Raw genomic sequence first — 21,906 nt, forward strand, 5'->3', positions numbered from 1 at the left:
TGAGAGTCTGCCCATAGGGTTACTACTTTTGTCGACCACGACGACTGCTGAATCTACTTAACTTTGGCGCGTATCTCCTCGCGAGGTATCAGGAATTTGCAGGTGATTGTTTGAAGGATGTTCTGCAATTAAGACGTGGTCCTGATGTGACTCAGGTCACCAAGCACTACCATTTCTCAAAATAAAACCAGCCCCAATCGATCCAAACAGATTTTTAGCAGGTATATTATGATAGTTCAACCCGCTGAGATCATGAAAATTAATATAATATTTCTGCTTTTTGCGTTTCTTTCAATCGCATGTAAGGAGAGCGAAAATGAAATACCTGCTACCTCAAATCCGACTACAAACACCCCGGATACAGGCAAAGGCAAGCGCTATTTAGCGTTGGGCGACTCTTATACCATAGGCCAGAGCGTATCGATCCCAGAACGTTGGCCAGTTATATTGGCCAAAAATTTATCAAACCAGAATGTCAAAGTTTTGTCGCCCGATATTATTGCAGTCACAGGCTGGACAACTGCTAATTTGCTGACAGCGATCGAAAATGATAATCCCCCGAAAAACTATGACCTGGTATCATTGTTGATTGGCGTGAACAACCAATATCAGGGGCAATCCATTGATACTTTCAGAAAAGAATTTAAGCAGCTACTCCGTAAAAGTATCGAATTGGCCGACGGTGAGAGCAAACACGTTTTTGTATTGTCAATTCCCGATTGGGGAGTGAGCAGATATGGAGCTAGTTACGATCGAAAAGAGATCGCCAAAGAAATAGATCAGTTTAATAAAGTGGCAGAAGAGGAATGTATGAGTGCTGAAATACTCTTTATCAACATCACCGAAATTTCTAGGACTGCTCTCAACAACCCCTCAATGATCGCGAGCGATGGTCTCCATTTTTCCGGTCAAATGCACCAGTTGTGGGTGGATGCAGCACTTCCGAAGGTGAAAGCGAGGCTTTAAAATGTTTATAGGAGTTATATTCGTAAATAACTGGTTAGTTGTTAGTTACATTGGCTTATTACCATTGCTGGATTATAATTCCAATCTGATTATCCATCAACGCAAACTCTTTCGCACCCCAGGGCCTGAGGGTCACTTTGGGCAGGTTAGGGTGTAGCAGTTCCGGAAATTTTTTTGAAACATTGTCATACACTTCTTCAATATTTTCGGTGACAAGCCTGAATTCCGGATGGTCCTGTTTCGCATATTCTTCATTCTGAAAAATATTCACCCGCAGTCCATCTTTTTCAACCACGCAGAAAGGATTAGCTGAATTAATTTCACTATACCCGATCGTAAATTCCAGACAATCGACAAATGTTTTTATCCCAGATTGGATGTCGGGATAAAAGACGTTGGGAACCAGTTTTGTGAATTTCATTGGAATAGCGATGTGTTTGAATTTATATGCTTACAACGTCAAGTTATATAAAAAATGAAAGAGTTTGTTATTCTCGAAGTGCCCCTTCTGAAAGATCCTTTTATTGATCCAGAGAGATATTCGTTTTCGGAAACCGACGCCTGACAATCAGATAGGCCACGAGTAAATTAGGAACCCAACACAACCAGGCTACAATAGTATATGCTTTTACAAAATCACCAAAGATGATAATTAAAATAGGAAGCCATATGCGCAGTGTCACCGCGGCGAGGCAGGCAGCGTAACTATATATCATCATCTTCTCATGTCCGACAATTGACCTGTTCCGAATCTTGACATAAGCATTCACAGTAGTGCTAAACCATACTATTCCCAGGCAGATAAAGCCAATTGAAGGTATAATTCCACCGGTAGCATTAAACGCGATGAATATACCAGCTAGTGAACTGATAACGACCGAGACCAAGTAAATTATCCCAACTCGCCGATGGATGTTAAGATATTTGTTTCGCCAGCCCGGACTGAATTGAGTCCAACCTGTTAATAAGGCAACTCCACCCAAAACAATGTGCGTAAAAAAGCCAAAGTGCCATATTTTGTTGGCGAGTAGCTCGTCGGACTTTGAACCCAATAATCCGAATTTTGCATCATTGAAAAAGTATATGAGCGGGTAAAGTCCTATCACGATTGCAAGGACTGCCATTAATAGCCATAAAACCTTTCTTGTCATTGTTTTGACTGGGTTTGATTTAGTAGAATCCTTACAATTTATTACCGGATGTGGGTAATCCGTTCATCGTCATAATCGTCTGGCTCGGGTAATTGATGACAAAAGGTACCTTCCTCCCAATACTGACACTGGTGCAAAAATGAATATGGCCAACAACTGAGTCCAATGGCTGCCTTCTGCTTTGAAATATGAAAAAGTGGCAAAACCGGCGATGATTATTGCTAGTATATAATTTATTGTCAGGTTCTTAGGTTTGGATATAAGCTGCGCAATATACCCACAGGCGAATGAAGATACGACTCCATATATCGCCGTTATGATCATGAAGACAATAGTCGCTTCGCTGTGAGGTCTTTGTCCTGAAATTTTAAAAAATGCAAGAGATGTCACTACAAAAATGAGGTAGCCGACAACTATCGCTAAGATGTTTCTGATCATAAGTTTTTGGATGGGCCTCGATCCCCTCAAGTAGCATCAGACGTTGATATGCAATTTTGAATCCAAAATAAAGATTTTTTGCCGACCCGCATCTTTCAACGTGCCGAATATCCGGCAAATACTTTTTTTACCATCAAATCTTCATTACTGTCGTCCAGGATTACAACCTGATAGCTATCGCCGCCTTTTGCAACTTTGATCACGATATGTCCTTTGTCACTTTTCAATTTGTCGAGCATTTCGCCGATTACCAACTTGTTGGCTTCCAGCATATCTGTCGCGAAAACGTCACGGTCTCCTGCGTAAATCTGCTGGTTGTATATTCTCGCCAATACATCGTGGCCCGGGTGGTCGGATGACCAGGTAGGGATAACAATAACACGAGGTCGCAGCGCTGCGAGCAGGGATTCATTTTGTGAATCTCTGTTTCCATGGTGGTCAAGGATATGCGCTTCCACCGGACCGACAATTTTGGAAACCGGCGTTTCAACATCATTCCAAAGGGGCGCGCCAAATTGCAATACCCCCGGCATATCACCGCCCGAGAAATAATCAAATTTGCCGTAACTAAGTCTGATACCAATACTGCACATATTTTCAGATGGATATTGGCCGGTTTTCAGGCTTTTCAATTCCGGGAAAAGTGAGCGCGTATTCGTTCCCAAGCCAGTCCACAGTTCACCGTTCGCAATGATATTTCTGACTTCAAAAATTTGCGTATATGAGGCCGCGTTTCTTTTTAAGGTTATCTGGTCATTGTGCCCTGGTTTACTTTGCTCGAAAGTGATTCCATTTTTACTTTTCCAATCGACAAACTTTTTGTAATTCTTCATCACATTATCATTCTGCGCCTGAGGGTAAGAATAATCCGGATAGCCACGGTCGATGATTTTTTGAATAGGTATATACTCCGCAACCTCTGTGATTCCGGCCAGCATATAGTCGCCATTAGCCGCTTTTGCCGACTTGTCAAACGGCATACCCATATGGTCGTCATGAAAATGAGTGATTTGAGCGTAATTCAAAAAGGGTTGCAATTGGGCGTTCGTCATCACCTTCCGGATATATCTGGCTATCCATTCGCCGGGTTGTCTCTCGCCGCTCGGAGCCGCTTTGGTATTGCGGGCACTTTGAGTTCTCGGATCGGTGGGGTCCAGCGCACCAGCGTCGATGAGTAAGGTGGTGCCGTCAGGAAGCAGAAAAAATGTGGCATTTCCCCGACCGGTATTGATATGGTGAATTTCCATTTCGCCCTCTTTCCATGCCGGAAGCGATTCTCCTGCTTTTTGAGCAAGGGCATTGAACAGGAAAAGGTGAGAAAATATGAAAAGAGCGAAAAAGCGAAGGGCGTGAAATTTCTGAGCCATGGAATTAGATGTCTTTGGAATAGAATAAAGACAAATTACGGGCAGAAATACCTGCTAAGGTTAACGGTTGGATGATGATAACAAAAACTTAAACTGCACGATTAAACTAAGAGTTAAGAGAGTACCACGCAGGGTTTCGCGGAGTTTTTTTTTTCCCCTCATCCTTTCTCCCTTTCTTCCCTTTTCACCCTTCTTCCCAATTAGCTCAAAATATCCTTAACAACCTTCCCGTGTACATCCGTTAATCTGAATCTCCGGCCTTGGAATTTGTAGGTAAGTCGCTCGTGATCAACTCCCATCAGGTGCATTAGCGTTGCCTGAAAGTCATGCACGTGAACTGGATCTTTGACGATATTGTAGCTGAAATCGTCCGTCTCGCCGTAGCTGATACCTGGTTTTACACCGGCGCCGGCCATCCACATAGTGAAGCAGCGGGGATGGTGATCACGACCATAATCGTCTGCTGTCAGCTTGCCTTGAGAATATACCGTCCGGCCAAACTCACCGCCCCAGACAACAAGCGTATCATCTAAAAGACCACGCTGTTTGAGGTCGATAATGAGCGCAGCCGTTCCCTGATCGGTGGTTTTACACTGGTGCGCAATATTTTTTGGAAGCCCGCCGTGATTGTCCCAGCCCTGATGGTAAAGCTGCACAAATTTCACATCCTTTTCCAGTAATTTTCTGGCAAGCAAACAATTGGCGGCATATGTTCCGGAATCCCGGCTATCAGGGCCATATAGATCGAAAACCGAATCCGGCTCGTCGTTTGTATTCATTACATCGGGAACAGAAGTCTGCATCCGGTATGCCATCTCGTATTGAGCAATCCGCGCTTCCACTTCCGGATCACCATATGGTTCATTCTGAATCTGATTCAACTTGGAAAGATAGTCCAGCATTTCCTTCCTGTCGGCGCCATCATATCCTTCGGGATTATTGAGAAACAAAACCGGATCTTTGCCCGACCTGAATTGCACGCCCTGATGCTTGGATGGCAAAAATCCATTCCCCCAAAGCCGCGCGTACAGTGGTTGATCTTTCGAGCCATTTTTTGATACCAAAACAATGAATGTCGGCAGATTGTTATTGTCAGAACCAAGCCCGTAACTCATCCACGAACCGATAGAAGGACGTCCGGGAAGCTGGTTACCTGTTTGGAAAAATGTAATTGCCGGATCATGGTTAATTGCCTCAGAATTAATCGACTTGATCACGCAAAGTTCATCAACAACCTTGGCAGTATGCGGCATTAGTTCGCTCACCCAGGTTCCACTTTTGCCATGCTGGCTAAAATTGTAAATCGACGGTACCATCGGCAAAGCGCTCTGATTGGCACTCATTCCTGTTAAACGCTGGCCCTTTCTGACTGAATCCGGTAGATTCTGACCTGCTAGACTCACCAGTTTGGGCTTATAATCAAAGGTTTCAAACTGGGAAGGTCCTCCAGCCATAAAGAGATATACCACTCTTTTCGCTTTTGGCGCAATATGTGGTAAAGCTTTCAGAATTGCCTGTTCAAAATTCTCTTCACTTTCAATTGGAATAGGCGAATCAGAAGCAAACAATTTATTTGCTCCCCACAAAGAACCCAGTGCAGCAGCACCCAGCCCCAAAGAGGTTTTTGTCAAAAACTGCCGCCGGTCAAGCTTCTGATTAAGTTTGTTGAACTCGGGGGTATGAAGTCGAAACTCGTCGTGATGATGTCCCATATTATCTTTTGGTGAGAGTAGCGTCGGAGTTGAGTATTGTGCTCGAAACCACGGCGTTAGCTGCTATTAATGCCTTATTCAGTTTTGGATCTGTTTTATACTGACCTTCTGAAATCCATCCTTTTGACTTCTCTGGATTTGCTTTAAATTTTTGGTATTCGATATCTTGTAATTTTTCCAGCAGATCGATTTCCTTTTTCTCAGGCGTTCTTCCTGTCAATTTTCGATAGGCAGTTGTAATAGCCGTTTTCTTATCGGATATCCTTGCCATTTGCTCGCCAAGCACTTTCATCGCTTCGTTGAAAGTCGGATCGTTGAGGGTTACCAATGCTTGCAAAGGAGTATTGGTGCGCTGTCTTCTCACCACGCAAAAACTCCGGGACGTACCGTCGAAAGTGGAGAGGGTAGGATTTGGAACCGTTCGTTTCGCAAGTATATAAAGACTTCTTCGATACACCGATTGTCCTGAATCGGGGGTATAGGTAGCACTATTAATTTCCCACAAACCCTCTGGTTGATAAGGTTTTATACTTTTTCCGCCAATTGTGCTATTGAGTAATCCGCTGGCAAACAAGGCATTATCACGGATCATTTCTGCACTCATCCTGTTCGCAGGACCATGAGATAACCATCGATTTTCAGGATCTTTTTCTCTGGATTTCGCATCGCCGCGCGAACTTTGCCGGTAGGTAGCAGACATTACAATGAGCTTATTCAGTTTTTTAACATCCCATCCTGAATCCTGAAAAGTAATTGCCAACCAGTCCAGCAGCGCAAGATGGCTCGGCATTTCTCCCTGATTACCGAAGTCTTCTGTCGTTTTTACAATACCAGTTCCAAAGAAATTTTGCCAGAAACGATTAACAGCCACTCTCGCGGTCAATGGGTTATTTTTGTCGGTCAGCCAAAGTGCCAGCCCATATCTGTTTTTAGGCAAATTTTTTGGGAAAGCCAGAACCGATTCGGGTGTATTCGGGAAAACTTCCGGCCCGAACGAATCATAATTTCCACGTAAAAGGATATGAGACTTTTTACGGATCGGCGACTCTCTCATCACCATAATCTCGCGTATATTTTCTGTCGAATCAGCCAATTGTGATCGAAGAGCTACCAATTTTCCCCATTCTGAAAGTGCAATCGGAGATATAGCGGCGTCATAATATGCTTTCAGATTTGCCAAATCCGCCGGCTGCATTTTCGCTACCGCCGAGCTCCATGACGCTTTTCCGGCCAGAATTTTCACCTCAAAAGGGGTTAGGGTCCGGTTGTAAACCACAATATCGTCCACTTTCCCGTTCTTGAAGCCCAGTCCACGCCACCATCCGCCAATCTGAAGGCCAGGTTCTGGATCCCTTTTGAAAAGTATATCCTTAGTCAGCTGATCCATAGTGGTTTGCATCGCCAATTCATTCCCGTCCAGGAATAATTTCAAGCCTTTCGCCGCAGACGAGCCATCATACGTAATCGTAAGTTGTATCCATTTTTCTTTCGGAATATCCTGAATAGAAACTTTTGTAATCGCATCCGAAGGACTCGTATGGGCCATATTGAGTTCCAGCTTGTTATCTTTCAGATACAGGTGATATCCCCTGAAATTATACAATCGTTCCGCCTGACTTTTATGCAAAATCACGCCTTCACGCAAATCAGCCGGGATATTGATTTTAATGCCAATTGAAAATGGCTGCGATTTCCTAAAAACTCCTGTTTTACCCAAATCGAGAAAAGTATCGCCGTCCAGCAAAAGTCCGGTTCCATTTTCCGTTTTTATAAAAACCGGAGCCTCGCCTGGCTGCCCTGCATCCCGTTTCATCACGCCAACGTCAATAGATGCTTTTGTGCTTTTAAGTGATTGGTTATCAAGTGAATATTTGGCCTGTAATCCGTTTTGTGGGATATCTTCCTTGGTCAGTTTTTGGTAGAGCCCCTTTTTCAACCATTCATCAAAACCTTTCTGATCGGCTGTTGCTACCACCGAAAGCTGTTGTTCCTGCGTCTTGATTTGAGATTTGATATAGTCCAATGTTTTGCTTTGCTGGTCAGTAGGAAGCATCAGCGTTGGCGTAGGAAGCGCGTCGTTCCACGATATCTGACCAGCTTCTTTCACATTGTTGAAAAAGCTGAACAACTCATAATAGTTCTTTTGGGAAATCGGGTCAAATTTATGGTCGTGGCATTTCGCGCATCCAACCGACAGCCCCAGCATCGCGTCCCCAAAAGTGTTTGTGCGGTCTACAACATACTCAGTTTGAAATTCTTCCTCAATAACTCCTCCCTCCATATTCTGTTGATGATTGCGATTGAAGGCTGTGGCGATCAGCATATCCTTGGTGGGCTTCGGCATCAAATCACCTGCCAATTGCCAATGGACAAATTGGTCATAGTGCATGTTTTTGTTAAAAGCATTGATCACCCAATCCCGGTACGGCGACATATCCCGCAGTCTGTCAACAGTATAGCCGTGAGAATCAGCAAAACGAGCCAGGTCAAGCCAATCTACAGCCATTTTTTCGCCATAATGGGCCGAAGCCAGCAAACGATCTACCTGTTTTTCATATGCGTTTGGAGATTGATCGGCTAAAAATGCGTCGGTTTCATAAGGAGTAGGGGGCAGACCAGTCAGGTCAAGTGAGAGGCGGCGCAACAGCAATTCCTTATTCGCTTCGGGCGAGGGCGTCAATTTTTCCTTTTCGAGTTTTTCCAATACAAAATTGTCGATCGGATTGCGCACCCACTTATCATTCGTTTCAGGAATTTCAGGTTTTTCGGGTTTTACAAAAGCCCAATGCGGTTTATATTCCGCGCCATCCTCAATCCATTTGATCAAAATCGCCTTTTCCTTTGCTGTCAGTGTAAGGTGAGACGCTGGAGTTGGCATCATGTATTCGGGATCGCCAGACATGATCCGGTGGTAAAATTCACTGTTGGCCAGACTTCCGGGATCGATAGCGACTTTGCCCTTATTTTCTGGTAATTCTGAATACGCAACTTCCTTAACATCAAGCCTTAATCCTGCTTTTTGTTTGCTTTTATCCGGGCCGTGACAGGCGAAACATTTATCGGAAAGTACAGGTTTTACATCCTGATTATAGTCCAGTTTTTTTGGGAGTTCGTCGTATGCGGTTTGAATATCATCAGGAAGATCGGGTCCGCATGACATCAGGATTGTCAGATATCCTGCTACTAAAAGTAACTTTCGCAGCAACATTATAATGGGTTCAGGAATAGTTTAGATCAAATATATAATATAAATTTTTGTGTATTTAATACAATATTGACCATTCCTTGACTGGTTTTTGAATTTGGGGATAAAATTTGGTTTAAACGCAGTATTCGGGGGGTGATTCGCGGAGTTGCGCTGAGTTTTATTTGAGTTTAATTGTCCTAAGTTCAAGATAGGAAATAAAGGATGTACAGAATCTTACGTACTATTTTTTCACTGCGTAACTCAGCATGCCCCTCCCATTATTCTGCGTTTAAAACACCGTCAGGCTTTTTTTGGAAGCTATATATAAGGTACCCCAACGCTGGCAAAATGAATACACTGCCGATCAGTAGCGCCATAGCCAATGCATATATCGCTTTTTCCTGGCCGCTGTGCTCGAGCAGAGAAAGATATCCTCCATTTTTTAGCAATACAATTCTCGGAAAGTGCCGGAATGTGGTGGTAAGCAAAATCATGGTAACCTGAAAACCGGCTAATGGTCTCAGCCATTGAATGTTGCCGATATAAAGAAGATACCACATCAGCATCAGAGAAAGTGTTGCAGAAACAATAGCAGTTCTTCCCACCCAATTTCCGAAAACCCATTCCATCAAAGGAATATTCTCCCTAAAAGCGGAGCCAAAAACCAGGATTCCGCAGACAACAGCAGCAATATTGAAAAACTGAGCTTTGTGCGCAAAACGCAGCCGTTCGTCATCTGTTTTTGCTTCGCCAATAAGATAAACCGCGGCAAGGAAACCGCAAATGGACACAGTAAACAGGCCAACGGAAAATGAAAAAAGGTTAAGCCAGCTGAAAATATACGCTTCCATAAACGTCTTTGCATCCGTATCAATATGCCCGGAAACAGCGCTTCCGGCGATAATTCCTAGAAAAAGCGGCGTGATGAAACTGGAATATTCGAAAATGGGCGTGTAAATATTTTGCATATCATCCTTAATCGCGTCGTAATGCCGGAAAGTAAAGGCGGTTCCCCGCGCGATAATTCCTAAAAGCATGACTGTCAATGGGATATGGAGGTATATTGACATTGTGGAATAAATCACCGGAAAGCCTACGAACAATATTACAATCGCAATAATGAGCCACATATGGTTGGCTTCCCAGATCGGCCCGATGGCTTCGTAAAGCGTATTTGTTGTTCGGCCCTTGTTTTTTCGTGATGTAAAAAGCTCGATAATACCCGCCCCGAAATCGGCCCCGCCAAAGAGAAGATAAAGTAAAATAGAGGCCCAGAGGTATGTGATGACGACGTAAAGCATGGAAAAAGGGAGATTTGGATTAACAATTGTCGGTGTAACTTGACGGCGATTGGGCTTAATGGCTAACGGTGAAAAGGTTAAAGAAGGCGTTTTCGCTTAATTCTTCTGGCTTCAGCATAGTGCGTGAAACTGATACTAACTACCTTGCTGTGAAAAAATTTGATCTTAACCCTTTAACCATTAAGCTACTTTTCCGGCACGTCGTAAAGTATTCCCACCATTTTAATCTGACGATAAAGCATGAAAATGACGATAACGGCCAGCGAGACATATACTGCCGAAAATATATAAAATGAATATACTATTCCCGGCATAGGCGTCACGGCGTCCGATGTTCTCATGATTTTGTGGATGATCCATGGCTGCCTGCCGACTTCGGTTACTGTCCAACCGGCTTCGACTGCGATGAAACCTAATGGCGTGGCTGCGACGAAACATTTTAATAACCAGCCATTTACCAGCCATTGTTTTCTTTTCCAAAGGGCAAAAAAATACAGTAGTGCGATCAGCATCATCACCATTCCCATACCGACCATCACCTGGAAAGCATAATGTGTGACGGCCACGGGCGGTTGTTCATTTTCTGGAAAAGCATCCAAACCTGTTACTTCTGCAGTGAAATTTCCATGCGCCAAAAAGCTCAGAAAGCCAGGAAGCTTGATGGCGTAGTTTACCTTTTTTTTCTTTTCGTCAGGTATACCTCCAATAATTAGGCTTGCTTTTGGTTCCGTTTCAAAATGTGCCTCCATTGCAGCCAGTTTGGCTGGTTGCCGAATGGCAACATCTTTGGCTGAAATGTCACCGCTTAAGGGTTGTATCAAAGCCGCGACACAGCCAAATATAGCTGCAATTGTGAACGATTTGGTATGGAATTGAACATTTTTGGCTTTCAGGATCATGAGCGCATGAACACCAGCTACTGCGAAACCGGTGGCGGCGAATGCGGCAATTGTCATATGAAGAGCTTGCGAAAACCAGGCATCATTAAACATGGCGGCAATCGGATCGATATTGGAATATACCCCATCTTTATAATCAAAACCAGCCGGACTGTTCATCCAGGCATTAGCTGCGACGACCAGAATTCCAGAAGCCAATCCGCTTACCCCAACGATAACACCGGTGATCCAGTGAAACCATTTATTGAAGCGATCCCAGCCATATAGAAAGAACCCCAGCGCGATTGCTTCAATAAAAAACGCGGTCCCTTCTAGTGAAAATGGCATGCCGAATATCGGTCCGGCATGTTGCATAAATTTTGGCCAGAGCAACCCCAGTTCGAAAGACAAAACGGTACCTGAAACTGCACCAGTAGCGAAAAAAATAGCAACACCCTTCGACCAGACTTTCGTCACATTCTTGTATACAAGTTGACCAGTTCTGAGGTAGTAAAAGTGAGAAACGGCCATAAAAAACGGCATGACCATTCCGATACAGGAAAAAACGATATGAAAACCCAGCGAAAGGGCCATTTGCGAGCGTGCGGCAATAAATTCATTCATGGTATTGAGTTTTCAACCTGTCTGGAAATGCCTTATTAATAACTGATTTAAGAAAAAATATTAATATGGAAAAGGCTCGTAGCGGTGACTTAAAACTACTCATGGATTGCGGTAATTGCTATAAAAAAGTGGTTTAATAAATTGAACTTTTAAGTCGTCAAGGGTTCAGCTCGTTTGATTCTTTTGCAAAGGGCGCTATGCTTAAAAAATATCTGACCCCACCGTGGCCTGGGTCTTGTCATGCCAATTATATTCTTGCCTCGCGTTTCCCTCGATCATATCGAACCCCTGAAGGTCTCGCGGAGACACGGGCCACGGTTTTGTCAATCGAGGAGTTAAGTGTCCCCATATATTATATTTCAAATTTCCCATTTATTGCTCAGTCAGTAGGAAACAAAAGACCTCCGGCTTTTAGCTTGAAAGATATTTCTCCTATGGCTGACCTGTCTCGTCGTCATTTTCTGATTTCCTCTGTTGGCAGCTTGTCAACTATCGCGTTATCGGGATTTCACTCTACTGATAATAATCAATTATTACGCCTCGGCGGACCCATTTTTCTCAAATCAGATGATCCGGTTGAATTGGCCCGCGAGCACCGGCGGTTGGGATACAGTGCGGCATATGTTCCCAAACTGGCAATAGGAGAAACCGATAAAATTGCTGCTGTTCGCAAAGCATATGCGGCTGAAAATGTGGTGATTGCCGAAGTTGGAGCGTGGGTAAATATGCTCGATGCGGATTCGGAAAAACGAAAGGATAATATCAAATATGTGACCGAACGTCTGGCATTGGCGGAGGAGATTGGCGCGATCAATTGTGTCAACATTGGCGGTTCATACAATCCCGCGCAGTGGGATGGACCCGATCCCCGTAATATGACGACCGAATATTTCGATGCTACAGTCGAAAATGTCAGAAAGGTGATCGATGCGGTGAAGCCGAGTCGCGCCAAGTTTTCACTGGAAATGATGGGATGGAGTTTACCAGACGGGCCAGACTCGTATCTGAAATTCATCAAAGCAATTGACCGTCCGGCTTTTGGGGCGCATGTTGACATCGCCAATATTTTGAACAGTCCGGATCGATATTATAATAACACGCAGATTATCAATGAAACTTTCAAAAAGCTGGGCAAATGGATCACATCCTGTCACGCGAAAGATGTGTACGGAAAAGATGTTCATTTCGCTGAAACCATGCCTGGGAAAGGGGGAATGGATTATAGCGCCTATCTAAAAAACATCGTCGCCCAAAATCACGCTATTCCCCTGATGTTGGAACATCTTAGAACCCCTGAAGAGTATGACCAGGCGCGGGCATATGTAATGAAAAAGGCAGCGGAATTAAATATTAAATTGGCATGAAAGAACTTTAAATACGCTGAAATAAAAGCCTTTCGTTCAGCATTAATCTAAAAAAAACTAATTCCTAACGGCTAACAGCTACCAGCTAATAATGAATAGATTCAAAATATTACTTTCAATTATTTTAGCCGGGAGCTTTGAAGTGGCAGAAGCTCAGCAGGCGCATATCAATCTGGATTGGAATCCTCAGAAAAACACTCAAAATCTATTGCCGTTTGGAGCGTCGGTGATATCGCCGGAAGTGCATGACGATCATAGGATTACCTTTCGGATTAAAGCTCCTGAAGCCGGTAAAGTTGCGTTAACAGGTGGGCCGATTTTACTTGCCTTAAAACAAAAGGATCCTATTCCCTTTTCAAAAGGAGAGGATGGTAACTGGACGCTGACGGTTGGGCCTGTTAAACCGGATATGTATGTATATAAGTTGATTGTGGACGGTGTTACAGTTGTGGATCCCAATAATACTTTCGTCGGTTCGGGGAACCAACCAGGATATGGGACGGTAATTGTCCACGGCGACGGGCCAGCATATTATGATGCGAAACCAGTTCCTCATGGCACAATTACACGCCATATTTATCATTCGAATGTGCTGCAAGGTGAACGTGAAATGTTTGTTTACACCCCGCCCGGATATGATATCAAGAAGAAATATCCTGTGCTGTATCTGTTAGGAGGAAGCGGTGAATTGGCGGAAATGTGGAGTCAGGATGGGCGGGCCAATTTTATTGCGGATAACCTGCTTAGCGAAGGTAAAATGACGCCGATGATTATTGTTATGCCAAATAATCAGGTCTTTCACCGTAGTTCACCCGATCACGTGAACAAGACTTTTGACCTTTTTGAAACTGAATTGAAGAAGGAAATTATTCCGCTGACCGAGAAGAGCTACAGCGTAAAAAGTGATCAAAAATCTCGTGCAATTGCTGGTTTGTCGATGGGCGGACGGCATACGCAGATCATCGGTTTTAGAAATGTAGATCTCTTTAGTTCGTTCGGTATATTGAGTGCTGGAGATTTGGAGGCAGAGAAGGTCAATGCGTCATTTTTAAACGATCCGAATATCAGAAAGAAAGTTGGCTATATACTGATTGGCTTCGGGCCTCAGGAAGTTGATTTTGTCGGAAAACGTTCGGAGGCAACCCATTTAGCGCTGGAAAAACACGGCATTCCGCACGACTACTATATAGGTGGCGACGGCGCTCATGAATGGAGTACCTGGAGACATTTACTTTATTATAACCTGCTGCCCAATTTGTGGAAGGTGAAGTAATGCTTTTTTTAATATACTTCAATTAAATGCGTTGCGAACGCAGAACCATTGGGAACCGATTTCAAATCGGCTCCAGCGGTCCCGCGGTTTTATATCCATTATAGCGGTTTATATCACAAACGTCGACTCATTGGTCTTGTTAATGTCCCGTTAAAAACTGTTTAACTTGCTTCCGAATTTCAGTATCGTTAAATTTGAGTTGCCACGTTCGACAGTCATATGATTTTGTTGCCGATATCTGAAAAGCCGGAAGAGAACCAGCATTATTTCCAAAATCCATATTGCAGGGAGATCTTGGAAGTATATCCCGCATTTTATGGACGAGTCGGTTTTACTCCCCCCTGGATCGGCTATTTCGCTGAATTGGACGGTGTGTTGGTAGGTTGCGGCGGTTTCAAAGGAAGTCCAAAAAATGGTATCATCGAGATTGCATACGGAACTTTTGAAGAGTTTCGGCAACAGGGAATCGGAACCGAAATATGTCGCTTGCTTACGCAACTTTCTCTCCAGACTGACGCGCAAATTGTGGTATCTGCCCGAACACTTCCGGAAAGTAATTTCTCAACGCGCATACTTGAAAAGAATGGATTCGTATCGACAAATCATGTTTGGGATGAGGAAGATGGTTATGTAATGGAGTGGTTTTATAAGGGTAACTAATTTAAAATGACGCCTGCATCGAAGTCGCGGGGATGTCCTGACATCCAGTTTTACTCTGGATGGTTAGTGACACTTGGCAACAATAGGCTTAGGATATCTTAAATTAAAGACAGCTGTTTGGTACAGTATATCAAACACATTAAAGATTGTTCATGTCAAATATTAATGTAATTATTGAAGAAAGGCCAGCTGATATTGGCAACTTTCTGGTTGGTCGACTTTTGCCTTTCAGGGACAAACGAATGGTGGGTCCGTTTGCATTTATTGACCATATGGGGCCAGCCAATCTGAACGAATATCAGAATATTGACATCGGCCCACATCCCCATATAGGCCTTTCAACTTTGACATATCTGTTCGAAGGGGCGATTATGCATCGTGATACGTTGGGGTCAAACGTGGAAGTAAAACCAGGACAAGTGAATTGGATGACCTCGGGAAAAGGGATTGTCCACTCTGAAAGAACACCTGAATATCTGCGACATACCGATAAAAAGCTTCATGGATTGCAGATCTGGGTTGCATTACCGAAAGCCCTGGAGCAAATGGAACCTTCTTTTTATCATGCTAATGCGGAGGATATACCCTCCTGGGAATCGGACGGGGTGCATTTCAAGCTCATCGCTGGAAAGGTAATGGGGTATGAGTCGCCAGTCCCTGTTTACAGCGAGCTTTACCTTTTAGAAATTAAGTCGGACCAGCGGCAAACTGTGAAAATTGGTACTGAGCTTCTTGGAGAGACGGGTTTGTATATCCTCGAAGGGAGTATCGAAAATGACGGAAATATTTATGAACCCAAAAGAATCCTGGTCGCCAAGGAGGCTTCTCTTTGTGAGTTCGTGATGGAGGCGGGGACAACCGTGTATCTGTTTGGAGGAGACCCATTTGAGGAAGAACGTATTATATTCTGGAATTTTGTGTCCTCCGATAAAGCTCTGATCGAAAAAGCAAAAGAAGACTGGCAGGCCGGGCGATTTCCCGTTATTGAAGGTGAAACAGATCCGGTTCCATTACCGCTGCCGCCGTTGGGAGTGAAGTTGAAAAGTTGAATCGGAGGATACCTGGTCATTGTGTTCAAAAAAACTCACAACGGTTACAACTAATTCACTTCAATTCGACTCTTGGTTTTAAATAGAATTTCTCTGTCATGAAGAATATTATTGTATTCCTGATATTGATCCTTGCAGGAGCTGCTTGTAAGAAATCAAGTTCCGAAATTGACCCCGCAAAGACGAATCAAAGATTTGCTCCTAATAGTGTAGTGGTACAGATGAAAAAAGGGGTGGCCATTGATCAGGTTTTTGATTTCATCAATCAGTACGATCAGGAGGTTTCCTATATCGAATACAGTTACTACACGTCTTCTCTTCCATCCGACAGTTTGCAATATGTCCTTGATAATCTTAATTCCAAGCCTTATACTAACGATGCCGGGTGGAATGTGTCGGGGTACCTGCATTACCAGACGCAAGTCATTTATATTTTTCCCAGGCTTTATCACATGGAAAATCAGCAATATCAGAGCGACTGGTTAGCTTCGGTTAAGAAATTTAAACTTAAAGAATTAACAGACCGACCTGATGTTGGTGGTACTTTCCTGATGTTTAACGTGCCGGCCGGAAAAGAGAAAGAGTGGGTTGAGAAATTTCGAAAGAATTCACGCGTAAAGTCCGCTGAACTTGATTATTACGCTGACATTGTCCCGTTCTGATTTTTCTTCGTTAAGACTTATTTTGATTAAAATCCTTCCAACCGGGAGGATTTTTTGTTGCCCGGCAATTTATTCGCAGAAAGGTCATTAGCGAATGTAAGGAACTGCCTTTACATTTAAGCATATTAGCATAACCCACCGTGATCACTTTTATTTATTCCATGATGAGAAGGACTTTTACATTACTATTTATTATTCTTGTTCATTCTGGTAATTCTCAGGACATAAAACTTTGGTATAAACAGCCATCCAGACAATGGGAAGATGCCTTGCCAATCGGGAATGGGAAGCTCGCGGCCATGGTTTTTGGTGGAGTGGAAACGGAGCATATCCAATTTAACGAAGAAAGTTTGTGGACCGGGCAGCCCCGAAGTTATGCCCATAAAGGCGCCTACAAATATTTGGAGCAAATCCGAGCCCTGATCAATTCGAGAAAGCAAAAAGAGGCGGAGGATTTGGCAACTAAGGAATTTATGAGTGAACCGCTGCGCCAAATGGCATATCAGCCTTTCGGCGATCTATATCTCGACTTCCCGGATCATAAAAATCCCACCAATTACCGGCGCGAACTTGATTTGTCGGAAGGAGTGAGCAGGGTGACGTATGAGGCCAATGGTATTTCTTTTTCCAGAGAGGTTTTTGCCAGCTATCCGGCCAATGCAATCTTTTTACACCTTAATTCAAGCCAACGAAAAAAACTTAATTTCAAGATCAGGATAGACGCCGTTCATGTGCAAAAAGGTATATCAGGAAAAGGCAATGAGCTCATTTTGAACGTGAAAGTGGATGGTGGTGTATTGGAAGGCGTAGCGCGAGTGAAGCTGAAAACCGATGGGAAAGTGAAACAAACCGACGGGGTTATCGCCGTCACGGGTGCAACCAACGCGACGTTGGTTTTGGTGGCCGCGACTAATTTTGTCAACTATAAAACGGTCAACGCAAATCCTTCTGGAATCACAAATAAATTATTGAAAAAGGCCCCTGATTTTGATAAGGCAAAGGAGGGGCACATTGCTGATTATCAACGCCTTTTTGCAAGATTTAAATTGATGCTGCCTGCCGGAAGCAATTCTTCATTGCCAATTGATGAGCGTCTTTTGAGTTTTCAGAAAGATCCCAACGATCCTGCATTTTTGGCTTTATATGTTCAATACGCAAGATACCTGACGATATCAAGCAGCCGGCCCGGATCTGCTCCGGCAAACTTGCAGGGAAAATGGAATTATCAGCTCAAGCCGGCTTGGGACAGTAAGTATACTGTCAATATCAATACCGAGATGAACTATTGGCCGGTAGAAATGGCAAATTTGAGTGAGTGCCATGAGCCGCTTTTTGCGATGCTAAAAGATTTGTCGACAACTGGCGCGGAGGTCGCGAAGGAACATTATAATGCACCCGGCTGGCTGGTGCATCACAACACAGATATCTGGCGGGGTGCAGCACCTATCAATGGTTCTGATCACGGAATTTGGGTGACGGGTGGCGCCTGGCTGAGCTTGCATTTGTGGGAACATTATCGATTTACGCAGGATAAAGCGTTTTTGAAAACAACAGCATATCCACTGATGAAAGGTGCTGCCGAGTTCTTTACGGCTTTTTTGATAAAAGATACACGCACCGGAAAACTGATCAGTTCACCTTCCAATTCTCCTGAAAATGGCGGCCTCGTTGCCGGACCGACGATGGATCATCAGATTATCCGTGGCTTGTTTAATGCATGTGTTGAAGCTTCAGAAGTGCTGGGGCAGGATCAGCCTTTTGCCACCAAACTGAAAAATTTGGTACCGCAAATCGCTCCCAATCAAATAGGGAAGAATGGGCAATTGCAGGAGTGGATGACAGATATTGACGATATTACGAGTCATCATCGCCATGTATCGCATCTTTGGGGGGTATATCCGGGTGAAGAAATTGTCCCTGAAAAAACGCCTGAGTTGGTTACCGCGGCCAAGAAATCACTGACATATCGGGGAGATGATGGAACGGGGTGGAGCCTTGCCTGGAAAATTAATTATTGGGCCCGTTTTCGTGATGGAGAGCATGCATATACAATGATCCGGAAATTGTTTAATCCTATTATGGATGCGTCTGCTAAGAAAAGTGGAGGAGGCTCTTATCCCAATTTGTTTGATGCGCACCCGCCATTTCAGATCGATGGAAATTTTGGCGGCGCGGCGGGGATCCTGGAACTTCTGGTACAAAGCCATTTGGGAGAGCTGCATGTTCTGCCGGCTTTGCCAGAAGCATTGGCCGATGGGAAGATATCAGGCCTGGTGGCTCGGGGTGGGTTTGAATTGGTCATGGAATGGCAAGACGGAAAGCTCAAATCATTGGCTGTCACCTCTAAAGCCGGGAATAAGTGTACAATTAGATATGGGGACAATCGGGTGATTTTCCCGACGGAAAAAGGAAAAACCTATCGAATTGATCAGAATCTCAATTTATTTTAACCTTAATATCGTTTGCATTATAACGCAGGTGATATAAATAAACGGTTACAAAAGCCCTGATGGCAATTTAAAAATGATAGAGAATCTACCTTCGTATATTGCCGTTTTTTTCGGACTGACTACCGTTGCCACGCTGGTACTTTTTAGCTGGACAGTTGCAAATTCTGATTCTCAAATTGTTCGCAAAAGTGTATGGAAAATTGTTGCATTTTTAATCGGCTGGTTGACGCTTCAGGCGATTTTGACGCTGCAAAAGCTTTACAGTTTCGACACGACTTCTCTGCCACCGAAAATTATGTTATTTGGCATACTGCCAGCGCTGCTGACCATCCTGGTATTACTCACAACTGAGAAAGGTCGAAGGTTTATCGACAGCCTTCCTTTAGTCAATATCACCTATACCAATATCGTCAGAATTCCGGTCGAGTTAGTCCTATGGTTGCTTTTTCTGAACAAATCAATACCCGAGCTTATGACGTTTGAGGGCCGGAATTTTGATATCATTGCCGGAGTCACCGCCCCAATTATCGCATATTTTGGTATAGCGAAGGGAAAGTTGAGCGGCAGAATCTTATTGATCTGGAATTTTATTTGTGCAGGTCTTTTGTTGAATATAGTAACAAATGCTTTGCTATCAACGCCTTCTCCCTTGCAAAGGTTTGCTTTTGATCAGCCTAATATTGCAATCTTAAATTTTCCGTTTAGCTGGCTGCCAACATTTATAGTTCCGGTCATTTTACTAGGTCATTTAATATCTATCAGGCGACTTTTGAAGTAGGATAGAATTCTGAGAAATTTAGCCTCAACCCGAACTTTATCATGAAAATCAAACGATTTCTGTTTTCTCTTTTAATGGTGGTTTTTGCCGCATCGAGTATTTTTTCTCAGTCAATCGAACGCTGGGATCGGTTTGAGGTAATATTAAATGGACCCAAAACCGGCAATCCATTTCTTGATGTCACGCTTTCCGCGGAGTTCGTCAATGGTTCGGAGAAAATAAAAGCAGAAGGATTTTATGATGGTAATGGTCAATTTAAGATCAGATTCATGCCTTCAAAAACTGGCGAATGGAAATACAAAACTTCCAGTAATGTCAAACAGTTGAATGGTAAAAATGGCTCATTTCTATGCACGGAATCTACCGGAAATAACCACGGTCCCGTCAAAGTGGCCGATACCTATGCATTCAAGTACGCAGATGGAAAACGCTATTACCCATTCGGAACCACGCTATATGCCTGGACGCACCAACCGAAAGGACTGGAAGAACTAACCTTAAAAACGCTGAAAGATGCGCCGTTCAACAAAGTCAGGATGTGTGTTTTTCCTAAATATTATTCCAATGTAGAGAACGAGCCGGAGTTTTATCCTTACGAGAAGAAGGATTCGTTGAAATTGGCGGATGGAAAAACGAAGTTCGTGTGGGATGTTACAAAGTTCAACCCTGTCTTCTTCGATCATCTTGAAAAAAGGATTGATGATCTGAAGGCGTTGGGAATAGAGGCCGATATCATCATTTTTCATCCTTATGACAAAGGTCACTGGGGCTTCGATAGTTTGGGTCTGGAGAATGACGTTCGATATATTAAATACCTGACGGCCAGGTTGTCATCCTTCCGGAATGTATGGTGGTCGATGGCAAATGAATTTGACTATATCACAACCAAACCTCGCGAAGCCTGGGATATCTATACAAAGGCGGTCGTCAATTCCGATCCATATAAGCACCTTTGCTCCATTCATAATGGAAGTGTTTATTACGACAACTGGAAGCCGGAATTCACACATGTAAGTATCCAGAATGGATCGACGGTTGAGGATTTTGGGCGAGCGATATTACTTCGGGACGTGTTTTTCAAGCCCGTGATATACGATGAAGTTTGTTACGAAGGCGATCTTCCACAACGCTGGGGCCGGTTGAGTGGCGAAGAAATGACGGATGCTTTTTGGCAGGGCGTCATCGCGGGTACCTATGTAACACATGGCGAGACTTATAAAAACGATGGCGACACTATTTTTTGGGCAAAGGGAGGCCGACTAATCGGCAGTAGTCCGGCCAGAATCGGGTTTTTGCGGAAGATTTTAGAGGAAGCTCCAGGCCCGCTACAGCTGGCAGACCCGTGGAAGGATCACCATACTGCAATGGCCGACAGCAGCTATTATCTAGTATATTTCGGAAAAGAAATGCAGGCGGAATGGTCATTTAATTTGCCGAAAAAGGGCGGACCAGCGCATCAGAAAAAGTTCAAAGTCGAGATTCTGGATACCTGGAATATGAAGGTGATTGCCGTGCCGGGAGTTTTCGAAACTTCTGCGCCGGAGGGTTATCGCATTTTTGATAAGGAGCGTAAATCCGTACGTTTGCCAATGAAGCCTTATCTGGCGCTGCGCATCACGGAAGTGAAGTGATTTGCCAGAAATAACATATTGAAAAAGAATCAAATGAAAAATTGCTATTGCGGCTCGGAACAGCCGTTTTCGAAATGCTGCAGCCCGGTAATTAAAGGTGTAACTCCTGCCAACTCAGCCGAGAGACTGATGCGTTCACGATATAGTGCATATGTGGTAGCGGCTATCGATTATCTGATCGCAACTACACAGGTTATGGAGCGGGCCTTACTGAATAGAAGGGAGGTTGAAAATTGGGCGAAAAGTAATCGTTGGCAAAAACTGGAAATAATCAGTTCGGATACTTTTTCAGTAGAGTTCAAAGCTCATTTTGTCAATAAAGCTGGCCGAAAACAAGTGCACCATGAAAAGTCAACTTTTGTTTTTGAAGACGGACTTTGGTATTATCTGGACGGGGAGTTTTTTTGAAAATGTC

At 43.8% G+C, this 21,906-nt stretch carries 18 protein-coding genes; 10 read left to right on the top strand and 8 right to left on the bottom strand.

Annotation, left to right across the window (positions count from 1 at the left end; translation table 11 throughout):
• Nucleotides 1-252: 252 nt before the first annotated feature.
• Nucleotides 253-966 (top strand): SGNH/GDSL hydrolase family protein, encoded by a 714-nt coding sequence (locus AC1XUD_RS13485; protein ID WP_483361539.1) that lies wholly within the window; start codon nt 253-255, stop codon nt 964-966.
• 58 nt (nt 967-1,024) lie between these two features.
• On the opposite strand, the gene AC1XUD_RS13490 is transcribed toward AC1XUD_RS13485, so the two are convergent.
• The 8 genes from AC1XUD_RS13490 to AC1XUD_RS13525 form a co-directional block, all read right to left on the bottom strand.
• Nucleotides 1,025-1,387, bottom strand: a complete 363-nt coding sequence (locus tag AC1XUD_RS13490; RefSeq protein WP_483361540.1) for a VOC family protein — start codon at nt 1,385-1,387, stop codon at nt 1,025-1,027.
• A 100-nt stretch (nt 1,388-1,487) separates the two neighbouring features.
• The gene (locus AC1XUD_RS13495) at nt 1,488-2,117 is read right to left on the bottom strand and encodes a DUF2306 domain-containing protein (RefSeq protein WP_483361541.1); all 630 of its coding nucleotides are present in this window, start codon (nt 2,115-2,117) and stop codon (nt 1,488-1,490) included.
• Nucleotides 2,118-2,186: 69 nt separating this feature from the next.
• On the bottom strand, nt 2,187-2,555 hold the full coding sequence (locus tag AC1XUD_RS13500; protein WP_483361542.1) for a hypothetical protein: 369 nt from the start codon (nt 2,553-2,555) through the stop codon (nt 2,187-2,189).
• Between the two features lie 95 nt (nt 2,556-2,650).
• Nucleotides 2,651-3,922 (bottom strand): ComEC/Rec2 family competence protein, encoded by a 1,272-nt coding sequence (locus AC1XUD_RS13505; protein WP_483361543.1) that lies wholly within the window; start codon nt 3,920-3,922, stop codon nt 2,651-2,653.
• Between the two features lie 200 nt (nt 3,923-4,122).
• Nucleotides 4,123-5,634: a DUF1501 domain-containing protein gene (locus AC1XUD_RS13510; protein WP_483361544.1), complete on the bottom strand. Its 1,512-nt coding sequence runs from the start codon at nt 5,632-5,634 to the stop codon at nt 4,123-4,125.
• Between the two features lies 1 nt (nt 5,635).
• A complete protein-coding gene (locus tag AC1XUD_RS13515) occupies nt 5,636-8,842 on the bottom strand; it encodes a DUF1553 domain-containing protein (protein ID WP_483361545.1) in 3,207 nt (1,068 codons plus the stop codon).
• A 257-nt stretch (nt 8,843-9,099) separates the two neighbouring features.
• The gene (locus tag AC1XUD_RS13520) at nt 9,100-10,122 is read right to left on the bottom strand and encodes a cytochrome d ubiquinol oxidase subunit II (protein ID WP_483361546.1); all 1,023 of its coding nucleotides are present in this window, start codon (nt 10,120-10,122) and stop codon (nt 9,100-9,102) included.
• 185 nt (nt 10,123-10,307) lie between these two features.
• Nucleotides 10,308-11,624: a cytochrome ubiquinol oxidase subunit I gene (locus AC1XUD_RS13525; RefSeq protein WP_483361547.1), complete on the bottom strand. Its 1,317-nt coding sequence runs from the start codon at nt 11,622-11,624 to the stop codon at nt 10,308-10,310.
• Between the two features lie 434 nt (nt 11,625-12,058).
• Here AC1XUD_RS13525 and AC1XUD_RS13530 point away from each other — a divergent pair, with 434 nt between their 5' ends.
• The 9 genes from AC1XUD_RS13530 to AC1XUD_RS13570 all read left to right on the top strand — a co-directional run bounded on the left by AC1XUD_RS13530 (nt 12,059) and on the right by AC1XUD_RS13570 (nt 21,899).
• Entirely contained in the window at nt 12,059-12,988 is a 930-nt protein-coding gene (locus AC1XUD_RS13530) for a sugar phosphate isomerase/epimerase family protein (protein ID WP_483361548.1), read from the top strand.
• A 91-nt stretch (nt 12,989-13,079) separates the two neighbouring features.
• Nucleotides 13,080-14,261, top strand: a complete 1,182-nt coding sequence (locus AC1XUD_RS13535; protein ID WP_483361549.1) for an esterase — start codon at nt 13,080-13,082, stop codon at nt 14,259-14,261.
• Between the two features lie 219 nt (nt 14,262-14,480).
• Nucleotides 14,481-14,921 carry a GNAT family N-acetyltransferase gene (locus tag AC1XUD_RS13540; protein WP_483361550.1) on the top strand — a complete coding sequence of 147 codons (441 nt, stop codon included), beginning with the start codon at nt 14,481-14,483 and terminating at the stop codon, nt 14,919-14,921.
• Nucleotides 14,922-15,073: 152 nt separating this feature from the next.
• A complete protein-coding gene (locus AC1XUD_RS13545) occupies nt 15,074-15,970 on the top strand; it encodes a pirin family protein (protein WP_483361551.1) in 897 nt (298 codons plus the stop codon).
• 98 nt (nt 15,971-16,068) lie between these two features.
• On the top strand, nt 16,069-16,632 hold the full coding sequence (locus AC1XUD_RS13550) for a hypothetical protein (protein ID WP_483361552.1): 564 nt from the start codon (nt 16,069-16,071) through the stop codon (nt 16,630-16,632).
• Nucleotides 16,633-16,793: 161 nt separating this feature from the next.
• Entirely contained in the window at nt 16,794-19,082 is a 2,289-nt protein-coding gene (locus AC1XUD_RS13555) for a glycoside hydrolase family 95 protein (RefSeq protein WP_483361553.1), read from the top strand.
• Nucleotides 19,083-19,155: 73 nt separating this feature from the next.
• Nucleotides 19,156-19,860: a hypothetical protein gene (locus AC1XUD_RS13560; protein ID WP_483361554.1), complete on the top strand. Its 705-nt coding sequence runs from the start codon at nt 19,156-19,158 to the stop codon at nt 19,858-19,860.
• 41 nt (nt 19,861-19,901) lie between these two features.
• Nucleotides 19,902-21,491: a DUF5060 domain-containing protein gene (locus AC1XUD_RS13565; protein WP_483361555.1), complete on the top strand. Its 1,590-nt coding sequence runs from the start codon at nt 19,902-19,904 to the stop codon at nt 21,489-21,491.
• 33 nt (nt 21,492-21,524) lie between these two features.
• Nucleotides 21,525-21,899, top strand: coding sequence for a YchJ family protein (locus AC1XUD_RS13570; protein WP_483361556.1), 375 nt, complete (start codon nt 21,525-21,527; stop codon nt 21,897-21,899).
• Nucleotides 21,900-21,906 lie beyond the last annotated feature (7 nt).

This window comes from Dyadobacter sp. HNCC25DJ184, from assembly GCF_056895215.1.